This window comes from Pseudomonas sp. HN2-3 (assembly GCF_020691745.1).
Taxonomy (GTDB): domain Bacteria; phylum Pseudomonadota; class Gammaproteobacteria; order Pseudomonadales; family Pseudomonadaceae; genus Aquipseudomonas; species Aquipseudomonas capeferrum.
Genome location: NZ_CP085704.1, coordinates 3,635,350 through 3,648,902, shown reverse-complemented (window position 1 = coordinate 3,648,902; position 13,553 = coordinate 3,635,350). Strand labels below are relative to the sequence as shown.

Annotated in this window: 10 protein-coding genes; all 10 read left to right on the top strand. The window is 65.5% G+C overall.

The window, feature by feature from the left end; all coding sequences use genetic code 11:
• The first annotated feature begins 173 nt into the window (after positions 1-173).
• Positions 174-1,577, top strand: coding sequence for an amino acid permease (locus LJX93_RS16520; protein ID WP_047580965.1), 1,404 nt, complete (start codon positions 174-176; stop codon positions 1,575-1,577).
• Between the two features lie 222 nt (positions 1,578-1,799).
• Positions 1,800-2,594: an enoyl-CoA hydratase/isomerase family protein gene (locus LJX93_RS16515; protein WP_033698775.1), complete on the top strand. Its 795-nt coding sequence runs from the start codon at positions 1,800-1,802 to the stop codon at positions 2,592-2,594.
• Between the two features lie 27 nt (positions 2,595-2,621).
• Positions 2,622-3,782 carry an acyl-CoA dehydrogenase family protein gene (locus LJX93_RS16510; RefSeq protein WP_047580963.1) on the top strand — a complete coding sequence of 387 codons (1,161 nt, stop codon included), beginning with the start codon at positions 2,622-2,624 and terminating at the stop codon, positions 3,780-3,782.
• Between the two features lie 18 nt (positions 3,783-3,800).
• Positions 3,801-5,918, top strand: a complete 2,118-nt coding sequence (locus tag LJX93_RS16505) for an acetate--CoA ligase family protein (RefSeq protein WP_033698772.1) — start codon at positions 3,801-3,803, stop codon at positions 5,916-5,918.
• The gene (locus LJX93_RS16500; protein WP_033698771.1) at positions 5,911-7,518 is read left to right on the top strand and encodes a 5-guanidino-2-oxopentanoate decarboxylase; all 1,608 of its coding nucleotides are present in this window, start codon (positions 5,911-5,913) and stop codon (positions 7,516-7,518) included. Before LJX93_RS16505 ends, LJX93_RS16500 begins: the two co-directional genes overlap by 8 nt.
• Positions 7,519-7,552: 34 nt before the next feature.
• A complete protein-coding gene (gene alr, locus LJX93_RS16495; RefSeq protein WP_033698770.1) occupies positions 7,553-8,782 on the top strand; it encodes an alanine racemase in 1,230 nt (409 codons plus the stop codon).
• A 23-nt stretch (positions 8,783-8,805) separates the two neighbouring features.
• On the top strand, positions 8,806-9,996 hold the full coding sequence (locus tag LJX93_RS16490; RefSeq protein ID WP_227696205.1) for a pyridoxal phosphate-dependent aminotransferase: 1,191 nt from the start codon (positions 8,806-8,808) through the stop codon (positions 9,994-9,996).
• A 63-nt stretch (positions 9,997-10,059) separates the two neighbouring features.
• A complete protein-coding gene (locus LJX93_RS16485; RefSeq protein WP_033698768.1) occupies positions 10,060-10,761 on the top strand; it encodes an NAD(P)H-dependent oxidoreductase in 702 nt (233 codons plus the stop codon).
• A 232-nt stretch (positions 10,762-10,993) separates the two neighbouring features.
• The gene (locus LJX93_RS16480) at positions 10,994-12,097 is read left to right on the top strand and encodes a polyamine ABC transporter substrate-binding protein (protein ID WP_033698767.1); all 1,104 of its coding nucleotides are present in this window, start codon (positions 10,994-10,996) and stop codon (positions 12,095-12,097) included.
• A 34-nt stretch (positions 12,098-12,131) separates the two neighbouring features.
• Positions 12,132-13,544, top strand: a complete 1,413-nt coding sequence (locus LJX93_RS16475; RefSeq protein WP_033698766.1) for an aminotransferase — start codon at positions 12,132-12,134, stop codon at positions 13,542-13,544.
• The last annotated feature ends 9 nt before the right edge of the window (positions 13,545-13,553 follow it).

Genomic DNA, 13,553 nt, shown 5'->3' with positions numbered 1-13,553 from the left:
CGGCACCTTACATCCGTTTCCAATAATCGATGGCAACCGTGTTGCACGCGGTCCATGAGGCTTATTGGAGATAACAATAATGACATGCCGTAGCGCTCAGCCCCTCCTTGAACCAACGCTTGTAAGCGGCGCGCCCGCGTTGCCACGCACCCCCAGCAACGGGGGGATGCGCCATGACTGACACTCACGAAGGCAAGATCCAGCTCACCCGCGCGCTGAAAAGCCGGCACATCTTCATGCTGTCGCTGGGCGGTGTGATCGGCACCGGTCTGTTCATGGGCTCGGGCGTGACCATCAACCAGGGCGGGCCGATGGGCGCGATCCTGGCCTATCTGGTGGCGGGGCTGTTGATGTACCTGGTGATGGTCTGCCTGGGCGAGCTGTCGGTGCAGATGCCGGTCTCCGGTTCGTTCCAGGCTCACGCCACCAAGTTCATCGGCCCGGCCACCGGCTTCATGATCGGCTGGGTGTACTGGATGAGCTGGGCCACCACCGTGGGCCTGGAGTTCACCGCTGCAGGCATGTTGATGACCCGCTGGTTTCCCGAGGTGCCGATCTGGTACTGGTCGGCGTTGTTCGTGGTCGTGCTGTTCGGCCTCAATGCCTTGGCCACGCGGGCCTTTGGCGAGGCGGAGTACTGGTTCTCGGGGATCAAGGTGGCGACCATCCTCGGCTTCATCGTGATCGGCCTGCTGGTGATCTTTGGCGCCATCCCGCTGAACAGCGGGGCGCCGGCGCCGATGCTGAACAACCTGATGGGCGAGTCGGTGTTCCCCCACGGGCTGTCGGCGGTGTTCGCGGTGATGATGACCGTGGTGTATGCCTTCCAGGGCTGCGAAATCATGGGCGTGGCGGCCGGCGAGACCGAGCACCCGGAAAAGAGCATCCCCCGCGCCGTGCGCAACGTGGTGTTCCGCGTGCTGATCTTCTACGTGCTGGCGATTGCCGTGCTGTCAGCCATCGTGCCCTACGAGCAGGCCGGCTTGATGGAAAGCCCGTTCGTGCAGGTATTCGACATGGTCGGCATTCCTTATGCGGCCGACCTGATGAACTTCGTCATCCTCACCGCCATCCTGTCGGTGGGCAACTCCGGGCTGTATGCCTCCACACGCATTCTCTGGGCGATGTCGAAGACGGGCATGGCGCCCAGAAGCCTGTCGCCGTTGAGCAAACGCGGGGTGCCGCTGCGTGCCCTGAGCATCACCCTGTGCTTTGCCCTGGTGTCGCTGATGACCAGCTTCATCGCCGCCGACACCTTGTTCATGGTGCTGATGGCGGTGAGTGGCATGTCTGGCACGGTGACCTGGATCGTCATCGCCCTGGCGCAGTACCGGTTCCGCAAGGCGTTTCTGCGCGATGGTGGGCAGCTGCAGGACCTCAAGTACAAGGCGCCGCTGTATCCGCTGGTGCCGCTGCTGTGCATCACCCTGTGCTGCTCGCTGTTCGTGTTCCTGGCCATGGATGAGACCCAGCGGCCGTCGTTGTATTGGGGCTTTGGCTTCATTGCCCTGTGCTATGCGGCGTATTTCGTGGTGAACCGTCGGCGCCAGGGGGCCTTGGCGCCGAGTGTGGGGTAGGGCTTGGGTCTGCCGGGGCCGCTCCTCCAACAGAACGCGGTCGTCTGTAGGAGCGGCCTCGCGCCGCGAAAGGGCTGCAAAGCAGCCCCCCGCTATCTCACAGCTCACCGCAAAAACCCGAGTTGTGCAAAGTTGTAACAACCCACTCCACCTTGTTGAACACTCGTTTAGTATCAGCTCGTCAAGCCCTCCACCCCTAACAACAATACCGAGAGGCCCCCCATGACTACCCCGTCATCGTCACTGTTGAGCAAGGTCGAAGCCGGCGTTGCCTGGATCACCCTCAACCGCCCCGAACAGCGCAACGCGCTGGACATCCCCACCCTCAAGCAACTGCATGCCCTGCTGGACACCTGCAACAGCGACCCGGCTGTACGCGTGGTGGTGCTGACCGGCAGCGGGCGCAGCTTCTGCGCTGGTGCCGACCTTGCCGAGTGGGCCGAAGCCGAAGCCCGGGGCGCGCTGGAAAGCTACGGCTGGACCGAGACCGCCCACGCCCTGATGCTGCGCCTGCACACCCTCGACAAACCCACCCTCGCCGCCATCAATGGCACCGCCGTCGGCGGCGGCATGGACCTGAGCCTGTGCTGCGACCTGCGCATCGCCGCCGCCTCGGCCCGTTTCAAGGCCGGTTACACCAGCATGGCCTACAGCCCCGACGCCGGCGCCAGCTGGCACCTGCCGCGGCTGATCGGCAGCGAGCAAGCCAAACGGCTGTTGTTCCTCGATGAACTGTGGGGCGCCGATCGCGCGTTGGCGGCGGGGCTGGTGAGCGAGGTCTGCGCCGACGAGCAGTTGCCTGCAGTGGCTGCCGAACTGGCCGGCCGCCTGGCCAACGGCCCGACCTTCGCCTACGCGCAGACCAAGCGGCTGATCCGCGAGGGCGCGCAACGCACCCTGGCCGAGCAGCTCGAGGCCGAGCGCCAGGCCGGCTTGCTGTGCGGGCGTAGCCAGGACGGCGCCGAGGCGCTCAAGGCCTCGGTGCAACGCCGCCCGCCACACTTCGTTGGCCAATAACCCGTTCCCCCTCCAGGACCTTCGCAGATGAATTTCCAACTGACCCAAGAACAAGAAATGTTGGTAGAAGCGGTACGCAGCTTCGTGGCCAAGGAACTGCTGCCCCATGAAGAGGCGGTGGACCGCGCCGACGCCGTGTCGCCGGAGCTTGCCGCGCAGATCCGCGGCAAGGCCATCGCCGCCGGGTTTTATGCCTTCAACATGCCCGAGGAAGTCGGCGGCGGTGGCCTCGACTACCTGTCCCAGGCACTGATCGAGCGCGAGCTGTCCAAGGTTTCCTGGGCACTGCACGTGTTCGTCGCGCGCCCCTCGAAAATTCTCATGGCCTGCAAGGACCAACAGATCACCGATTACCTGCTGCCGTGCGTGCAGGGTGAAAAGACCGATTGCTTCGCCCTGACCGAACCCGGCGCCGGCTCTGACGCCAACGCCATCAAGACCCGTGCCGTACGCCAGGGCGACGACTACGTGATCAACGGCAGCAAGCACTTCATCAGCCACGCCGGCCATGCCGACTTCGCCATCGTCTTCGCGGTCACCGACACCTACGAGCACAACGGGCGCAAGCGCAATGCGGTCACCGCCTTGCTGGTCGACCGGGATACCCCCGGCATGACCATCCGCCGCGGGCCCAAGTGCGTGAGCAACCGGGGTTATCACACCTACGAGCTGTTCTTCGACGACTGCCGGGTACCGGCCAGCAAGGTGCTGGGCGAGGTCGGCAAGGGCTGGGAAGTGGCCAACGCCTGGCTTACCGCCGGCCGCGTGATGGTCGCCGCCAACTGCGTCGGCCAAGCCCAGCGCGCACTCGACGCCTCCCTGCAGTGGGCTGCCGACCGCAAGCAGTTTGGCCAACCCATCGGCAGCTACCAGGGCGTGTCGTTCAAGCTGGCCGACATGGCCACGCAGATCCGCGCCGCCGAACTGCTCACCCTGCACACCGCCTGGAAGATGGACCAAGGCAACATGACCGATGGCGAAGCGGGCATGGCCAAATTGTTCGCCAGCGAAGTGTTGGGCAAGGTCGCCGACGAAGCCGTGCAGATTTTTGGCGGCATGGGCCTGATGGACGAAGGGCCGGTCGAACGCATCTGGCGCAACGCCCGCATCGAGCGGATCTGGGAGGGCACCTCGGAAATCCAGCGGCACATCATTGCCCGCGAACTGCTGCGCCCGTTGCTGCGTTGATCGCCCTGGAGAATCAGCATGTCGCATTCGATTCGTGACAACCTCAAGCGCCTGCTGGCGCCACGGCACTTGGCCTTCGTGGGCGGGCGCAGCATGGCCCGGGCCCTCAAGCGCTGTGCCGAAGGTGGCTTTGCCGGCCCGCTGTGGCTGGTCAACCCGCAGCACGCCAGCCTTGAGGGCATCCCCTGTGTAGCGCAGGTGGCGGACTTACCCTGCGCGCCTGACGCGGTGTTCATCGCCACCAACCGTGAGCTGACCCTGCACTGCGTCGAGGCGCTGGCCGCCCTCGGTGCCGGGGGTGCCATCTGCTATGCCTCGGGCTTTGCCGAGAGCGGCGAGCAAGGCCACCTGCTGCAGCAGCGCTTGCTGTCGGCGGCCGGCAACATGGCCTTGCTCGGCCCCAACTGCTATGGCCTGCTCGACTACCTGCACGGTGCCGCCCTGTGGCCGGTGGCCCATGGTGGCAAGCAGGTAGAGAAGGGCGTGGCGATCCTCACCCAAAGCGGCAACTTCGCCTACAACCTGTCCATGAGCGACCGTTCGTTGCCGGTGGCTTACATGGCGTCGGTCGGCAACCAGGCGCAGTTGGGCGTGGCCGAGCTGATGGACGTGCTGCTCGACGACCCACGGGTGACCGCCATCGGCTTGCACCTCGAGGGCCTGAAAAACGTGCCCGGCTTTGCCCGCGCTGCGTACAAGGCGCTGCAGCAGGGCACGCCGATCATTGCCCTGAAGACCGGCGTGTCGCAGATCGGTGCGGAACTGGCGCTCAGCCACACCAGCTCGCTGTCTGGCTCCGATGCCCTGTATGACAGCCTGTTCCAGCGCCTGGGCGTGATTCGCGTGAGTGGCCCGGTGAGCTTCGTCGAGACGCTCAAGGCCGCCGCTTGTGGCCGCCTGCCTGGCGATGGCCGGCTGCTCGCGCTGGCCTGTTCGGGCGGTGACGCCGGTTTGATCGCCGACTACGCCGAGCGCAACCAGCTGAGCCTGCCCAGCCTGGAGCAGGGGCAGGTCGCCGCGCTGGCCCACGTGCTGCCGGCCTACGCCAACCTGGTCAACCCGCTGGATTTCACCACCGCGATCTGGGGCGATGAAGCGGCCCTGCAACGCATGCTCGACAGCACCCTGTGCGGCGCGGCGGATGCGGCCATGCTGGTGCTCGACTACCCGGCGCAGTTCACCGGCGAGCGCAAGGAATGCGACCTGTTGCTGGCGCTGTACTGCGATGCGCTGGAGCGCCACGGCAAGATCGGCTTCGTCACCTCGGCGTTTCCCGAGCTATTGCCGGCAGCCGCCCGTGAACGCCTGCATGCGCGCGGCATCGCTGCGCTGCAAGGGGTTGAAGATGGCTTGGCGGCGTGGGGGCGGATCGTGGCGTATCAACGCAGCCGCCAGCGCCTGCTGGAGCAGGGCGAGGCGGCGCAGGTACCGCTGAGCCCACAGCCCCTCGAAGGCGCTGGCCGGCTGCTGGATGAATGGCAGTCCAAACAAGCCCTGAGCGCCTTTGGTCTGCCGGTGCCGGCCGGGGTGCTGAGTACCCCTGAACGCGCGCTGGACGATGCTGCCGGGGTGGGCTACCCACTGGTGCTCAAGGCTGTCAGTGCGCAGTTGCCGCACAAGACCGAAGCCGGTGCGGTTGCGCTGAACCTGCGTGATGCAGCGGCGCTACAGGCCGCCCTGGTGCAGATGCGCGAGCGCATCGGCGCCTATGCGCCAGGCGTGCCGTTCGACCAGATACTGCTCGAACCCATGGCGCCGCCGCCGTTGGCCGAGCTGATCGTCGGTATCAAGCGTGAAAACGATTTCGCCCTGGCCTTGGTAATCGGCGCTGGCGGCGTGCTGGTGGAGTTGCTCAAGGACAGCGTCAGCCTGTTGCTGCCGACCACCGACAGCGCCATCCGCGCCGCGCTGCTGGGCCTGCGCAGCGCCAGCCTGTTGCAAGGTTTCCGTGGCCGCCCGGCGGCCGACCTGCAGGCACTGGTGGCGGCGATCCGTGCCGTGGCCGACTACGCCTGTGAAAACGCCGGGCAATTGCTGGAACTGGATGTGAACCCATTGATGGTCGGTGCCCACGGCACCACCGCGGTCGATGCGCTGATCCGCCTCGGCCAGCCGCAAGGAGATCAACATGCATGAGCGCCCGATGACTGCCGGCCAGGCGCTGGTACGGCTGCTGGCCAACTACGGGGTGGATACTGTGTTTGGTATCCCTGGGGTGCATACCCTGGAGCTGTACCGCGGCTTGCCCGGCAGTGGCATCCGCCATGTGCTGACCCGGCATGAGCAGGGCGCCGGCTTCATGGCAGATGGTTATGCCCGGGTCAGTGGCAGGCCGGGGGTGTGCTTTGTCATCACCGGCCCAGGCGTGACCAATGCCGCCACCGCCATTGGCCAGGCCTATGCCGACTCGATCCCGCTGCTGGTGATTTCCAGCGTCAACCACACGGCCAGCCTGGGCAAAGGCTGGGGCTGCCTGCATGAAACCCAGGACCAGCGCGCCATGACTGCGCCGATCACGGCGTTTTCCGCCGTGGCGCTGGGCGCCGACGACCTGCCCGAACTGATTGCCCGTGCCTGGGCGGTATTCGATAGCGAACGCCCGCGCCCGGTGCACATCTCGGTGCCGCTGGACGTGCTGGCCGCGCCCGTTGCCCGCGACTGGAGCGACGAGGTGGTGCGCCGGCCAGGGCGGGGCCAGCCCGACCAGGCCACGCTGGGCCAGGCCGCGCTGAAGCTGGCCGCAGCCAAACGGCCAATGATCATCGCTGGCGGCGGCGCGTTGCACGCTGCCGAACAACTTCAGCAACTGAGCACGCGCCTGGCCGCGCCGCTGTTCACCAGTGTCGCCGGCAAGGGCCTGCTGCCTCCCGAGGCGCCGCTCAATGCCGGTTCGAGCCTGTGCGTGGCGCCAGGCTGGCAACTGATCAGCGAAGCCGATGTGGTGCTGGCGGTGGGCACCGAAATGGCCGACACCGACTTCTGGCGCGAGCGCCTGCCGGTCAATGGCGAGTTGCTGCGGGTGGACATCGACCCGCGCAAGTTCAACGACTTCTACCCCTGCGCCGTGGCCCTGCACGGTGATGCGCGGCAGACCCTCGACGGCTTGCTGGCGTCCTTGCCCGAGGGCGATCGCGACCCTCGTCAGGCTATCGCAACGGTGGCCGCCCTGCGCCAGGCCATCCGTGACGGGCATGCGCCGTTGCAGGCCATTCACCAGGCCATCCTCGATCGCATCGAAGCGGTGCTGCCGGATGGCGCCTTCATCAGTAGCGACATGACCCAACTGGCCTACACCGGCAACTACGCCTTTGCCAGCCGGGCGCCGCGCAGCTGGCTGCACCCCACCGGTTACGGCACCCTCGGCTACGGCCTGCCGGCAGGTATCGGCGGCATGTTCGCCACTGACCACCGCCCCGGCCTGGTGCTGGTCGGCGACGGCGGTTTCCTCTATACCGCCCAGGAGCTGGCCACCGCCGTCGAGGAACTGGACCGGCCGCTGGTGGTGCTGCTGTGGAACAACGATGCCCTCGGGCAGATCCGTGACGACATGCTTGGCCTGGACATCGAGCCGGTTGGCGTGCTGCCGCGCAACCCCGACTTCATCGGCCTGGCCCGCGCATTTGGCTGCGCAGTGCGCCAGCCGCGCGACCTGGATGCCTTGCAGGCAGACCTGGCCTGCGGCTTCGCCACGCCAGGCGTGACCTTTATCGAACTCAAACATACCTGCGTCTGCTGACAGCGGCGCATTACCCATGACAAGAGAAACCCCCATGCCATTTCGCCGCACGCTTCTGGCTGCTTCCCTGGCCCTGCTGATCACCGGCCAGGCCCCGCTGTATGCCGCACCACCGCTGTCGATGGACAACGGCAGCAACGCCCTGACCGTGCAAAACAGCAATGCCTGGGTCGAGGTCAGCGCAAGCGCCCTGCAACACAACATCCGCACCCTGCAAGCGGAGCTGGGTGGCAAGTCCAAGCTGTGCGCCGTGCTCAAGGCCGATGCCTACGGCCACGGCATCGGCTTGGTGATGCCCTCGGTCATTGCCCTTGGCGTGCCCTGCGTGGCGGTGGCCAGCAACGAGGAAGCCCGCGTGGTGAGGGCCAGCGGCTTTACCGGGCAACTGGTGCGGGTGCGCCTGGCCAGCCTGAGCGAGCTGGAAGATGCCTTGCAATACGACATGGAAGAACTGGTCGGCAGCGCCGAATTTGCCCGCCAGGCTGACGCCATCGCCGAGCGCCATGGCAAGACCTTGCGTATTCACCTGGCGCTCAATTCCAGCGGCATGAGCCGCAACGGGGTAGAGATGGCCAGTTGGAGCGGGCGCGGTGAAGCGCTGCAGATCACCGACCAGAAGCACCTGAAGCTGGTGGCATTGATGACCCACTTCGCTGTGGAAGACAAGGACGATGTACGCAAGGGCCTGGCAGCGTTCAACCAGCAGGCCGACTGGCTGATCAAGCATGCCAAGCTCGACCGCAGCCAGCTGACCCTGCACGCGGCCAACTCCTTCGCCACCCTGGAGGTGCCCGAGGCGCGCCTGGACATGGTCCGCACCGGCGGTGCGCTGTTCGGCGATACCGTGCCGGCGCGCACCGAGTACCAGCGCGCCATGCAGTTCAAGTCGCGGGTGGCCGCCGTGCACAGCTACCCGGCCGGCAATACTGTCGGCTATGACCGCACCTTCACCTTGGCGCGTGACGCGCGCCTGGCCAATATCACCGTCGGCTACTCTGACGGCTACCGCCGGGTATTCACCAACAAGGGCCATGTGCTGATCAACGGCCACCGCGTGCCGGTGGTGGGCAAGGTGTCGATGAACACCTTGATGGTCGATGTCACCGACTTCCCCGACGTCAAGAACGGCAACGAGGTGGTGCTGTTCGGCAAGCAGGCCGGGGGTGAGATCACCCAGGGCGAAATGGAAGACATCAACGGTGCATTGCTGGCTGACCTGTACACCGTGTGGGGCAGCTCAAACCCGAAGATTCTCGTCGACTGACCCCGTACTGAAGGGAGATTGCCATGCATTACGCCAAGCTGACCCAACGTATCGCCGGCGACGGCGCCGCCGCCTGGGACATCCATTACCGCGCCCTGGCGCTGCAGGCCGAGGGCAAGGACATCCTGCTGCTGTCGGTGGGGGACCCGGACTTCGACACCCCGGGCCCCATCGTCGAGGCTGCTATCGACAGCCTGCGAGCAGGCCATACCCATTACGCCGATGTGCGCGGCAAGCTCGCCCTGCGCCAGGCCATCGCCGATCGCCACCGGCAACGCAGCGGCCAGGCCGTCAGTGCCGAGCAGGTCACGGTGCTGGCGGGTGCGCAGTGCGCGTTGTTCTGCGTGGCCCAGTGCGTGCTCGACCCCGGCGACGAGGTGATTGTCGCCGAGCCCATGTACGTCACCTACGAGGCGGTGTTCGGTGCCTGCGGCGCCAAAGTGGTACCGGTGCCGGTCAAGCCGGAGAACGGTTTTCGGGTGTGCCCGCAGGACGTCGAGGCGCGCATCACCCCGCGTACCCGCGCCCTGGCCCTGAACAGCCCGCACAACCCCTCGGGGGCAAGCTTGCCGCGCGCGACCTGGGAGGCACTGGCAGCGCTGTGCATCGCCCACGACCTGTGGCTGATCTCTGACGAGGTGTACAGCGAGCTGCTGTACGACGGCGAGCATGTCAGCCCTGGCAGCCTGCCGGGCATGGCCGAGCGCACCGCGACCCTCAACAGCCTGTCGAAATCCCACGCCATGACTGGCTGGCGGGTGGGCTGGGTAGTGAGCTCGCCTGAGCTGGCCACGCACCTGGAAAACCTGGCCCTGTGCATGCTGTATGGCTCGCCGGACTTTATCCAGGACGCCGCCGTGGTGGCCTTGACCCAGCCGATGCCAGCACTGGAGGCCATGCGCGACGCCTATCGCCAGCGCCGCGACCTGGTGTGCGAACACTTGGCGGGTTGCCCGGGCGTCAAGGCCCTGAAACCCGATGGCGGCATGTTCGTGATGGTCGATATTCGCGCAACCGGCCTCAGCGCGCAGGCCTTTGCCGACCGCCTGCTGGACCGCGAAGGTGTGTCGGTGCTGGCCGGCGAGGCCTTTGGCCCCAGCGCCGCCGGGCACATCCGCCTGGGGCTGGTGGTGGGCCCCGAGGCGCTGGTCGATGCCTGCCGGCGCATTGCCCGTTGTGCCCAGGCACTGATGCAACAGCAGGCCCCTGCGTGAGTAGGCGCGTATCGAGTGTTGCGCCGTCGCTGACGCATCCCGTTTTGTGTGAGGAGAAACGTTGTGAATGTACTGATCGTCCACGCTCACCCCGAGCCACAATCCTTCACCGCAGCCCTGCGTGACCAGGCCGTGGCCACCTTTCGCGACCAGGGCCACCCGGTGCAGGTCAGCGACCTGTACGCCATGGGCTGGAACCCGGTGGCCAGTGCTGATGATTTCGCCCAGCGCGAGAACCCCGAGTACCTGGTCTACGCCCTGGAGCAGCGCCTGGGGGTCAAGAGCGGCGCTATCGCTGCGGATATCCAGCAAGAGCTGGACAAGCTGTTATGGGCGGACCTGCTGGTGCTGAACTTCCCGATCTTCTGGTTCTCGGCGCCGGCCATGCTCAAGGGCTGGATCGACCGGGTGCTGGTGTCGGGCGTGTGCTATGGCGGCAAGCGCTTCTACGATCAGGGCGGGCTGGCTGGCAAGAAGGCGCTGGTGACGGTGACCCTGGGCGGGCGTGAGCACATGTTTGGCGAAGGGGCGATTCACGGGCCGCTCGAGGACATGTTGCGGCCGATTCTGCGGGGGACGCTGGCCTATGTCGGGTTCGAGGTGCTGCCACCGTTCGTGGCCTGGCACGTGCCGTACATCAGCGCCGAGGCCCGCCAGGGGTTTTTGCAGCAATACCAGCAGCGTCTGGAGCAGTTGGCAGACGACCAGCCGCTGGTGTTCCCACGCTTGGCGCAGTTCGATGAGGCGTTGTATCCGCTGAGGTAACGCGGTTGTGTATGTGTGTGTAGGAGCGGCCTTGCGTCGCGAAAGGGCTGCGCAGCGGCCCCCGGATATGTGCGGTGACGCTGAAATCGAGGGGCCGCTGCGCAGCCCTTTCGCGACGCAAGGCCGCTCCTACAAACGGCCACCCACACATTCGGGGTATGTTGCCCTCAAGCAAATCCCCCGATAGTGAACCCATCGGCTCGATCCGGAGCAGTCACACGATGGAGTTGCTATGCGCAAGGCACTGAAGGTGATTGGCGGTCTGCTGCTGGCGTCGGCCGCCACGCAGGCACTGGCGGTGGAGGAGGGCAGCGCGAACACGCTAAGGCTGTACAACTGGACCGACTACATCGGCGAGACCACCCTGGCCGACTTCGAGAAGGCCACCGGCATCAAGGTCGTCTACGACACCTTCGATGGCTACGAGACCGTCCAGACCAAACTGCTGACCGGCCGCTCCGGCTATGACCTGGTGATGCTCAACGCTTCCCTGGTCCCCCCCTTGATCCAGGCTGGCGTGTTCCAGGCGTTGGACAAGCAGCAACTGCCCAGCTGGCACAACCTGGATGAGCAGGTGGTCAGCAACCTGCAAGGGTACGACCCGGGGCTGAAATACTCGGCACCCTACACCTGGGGCAGTTCAGGCATCACCTACAACGTCGACAAGATCACCGCACGCATGCCCGATGCACCGATCGGCTCGCTGGCCATGCTGTTCGACCCCAAGATCGTCTCGCGCTTCGCCGACTGCGGCGTCACCTTGATGGACGCGCCGACCGAGGTGATCCCGCTGGCCCTGCAGTACCTGGGCAAGGACCCACGCAGCGCAGCGCCGGCCGACCTGAAGGCTGCCGAGCAACTGCTGATGGGCATTCGCCCGTACATCCGCAAGTTCGATTCGGTCAACTACCTCACCAGCCTGCCCAATGGCGATGTCTGCCTGGCACTGACCTGGTCAGGTGACTACGCCACTGCCCAGGCCCGTGCAGTAGAGGCGAAGAAGGCCATCAAGCTGTCGTTCTTCATCCCCCAGGAAGGTTCGCTGATCTGGTTCGACAACCTGTACATCCCCAAGGACGCGCCGCACGCGGCCAACGCGCACCGCTTCATCGAGTTTTTGCTGCAGCCGCAAACCATGGCCAAGGTCACCGACTACATCCACTACGCCAACAGCAATGCCGCTGCCACGGCGTTGGTACAGGCCGACATCCGCCAGGACCCGGCGATCTACCCCGATGCCAAGACCCGCGAACGCCTGTTCGCCCAGAAGACCCAGAGCCCCAAGGACATGCGCGCCATCACCCGGGTCTGGAGCACGGTCAAGACCGGTTTCTGAACACTGCCAACCGATTCCCGCCAAGGAGCTGCCCATGGCCACCCCAAGCAAAGCATTCGCCATCGCCCACGACCCACTGGTGGACGCCGACAAGGCCCACTACATGCACGGCTACCATGTGTTCGACGAGCACCGCGAACAGGGCGCGCTGAACATTGTCGAAGGTGAAGGCGCCTACATTCGCGATACTCACGGCAACCGTTTTCTCGATGCGGTCGGCGGCATGTGGTGTACCAATATCGGCCTGGGCCGCGAAGAGATGGCCCTGGCCATCGCCGACCAGGTACGCAAGCTGGCCTACTCCAATCCGTTTTCCGACATGGCCAACGACGTCGCCATCGCGCTGTGCCAGAAGCTTGCGCAACTGGCGCCGGGCGACCTCGACCACGTGTTCCTCACCACCGGTGGCTCCACTGCCGTCGACACCGCCTACCGGCTGATCCAGTACTACCAGAACTGCCGTGGCAAGCCGCACAAAAAGCACGTGATCGCCCGTTACAACGCCTATCACGGCTCCACCACGCTGACCATGGCGATCGGCAACAAGGCGGCCGACCGCGTGCCTGAGTTCGACTACGCCCATGAGCTGATCCACCACGTCTCCAACCCCAACGTGTACCGTGCGCCGGACGACATGGACGAGGCCGAGTTCCTTGACTTCCTGGTGGCCGAGTTCGAAGACAAGATCCTTTCCCTGGGCGCCGACAACGTGGCCGCGTTCTTCGCCGAGCCGATCATGGGTTCGGGCGGGGTGATCATCCCGCCCAAGGGCTACTTCGAGCGCATGTGGCAGGTGTGTCAGACCTACGACATTCTGTTCGTCGCCGACGAAGTGGTGACCTCGTTCGGTCGCCTGGGCACCTTCTTCGCCAGCGAGGAGCTGTTCGGGGTAACCCCGGATATCATCACCACCGCCAAAGGCCTGACCTCGGCCTACCTGCCGCTGGGTGCGTGCATCTTCTCGGAGCGGATCTGGCAGGTGATCGCCGAGCCAGGCAAGGGCCGCTGCTTCACCCACGGTTTCACCTACAGCGGGCACCCGGTGTGCTGCACAGCGGCCCTGAAGAACATCGAGATCATCGAGCGCGAGCAGTTGCTGGCGCACGTCAAGGATGTTGGCAGCTACCTGGAACAACGGCTGCACAGCCTGCGCGACCTGCCCTTGGTCGGGGATGTGCGCTGCATGAAGCTGATGGCCTGTGTCGAGTTCGTTGCCGATAAAACCAGCAAGGCGTTGTTCCCCGACGCGGTCAACATCGGAGAGCGTATCCATAGCAAAGCCCAGGCCAGGGGGTTGCTGGTGCGGCCGATCATGCACCTGAACGTGATGTCGCCGCCGTTGATCATCACGCACGCGCAAGTGGATGAAATCGTCGAAACCTTGCGCCAGTGCATCATCGAAACGGCGCGTGAGCTCACCGCGCAAGGGCTGTACCAAGGCCGATGAGCCTGGCGC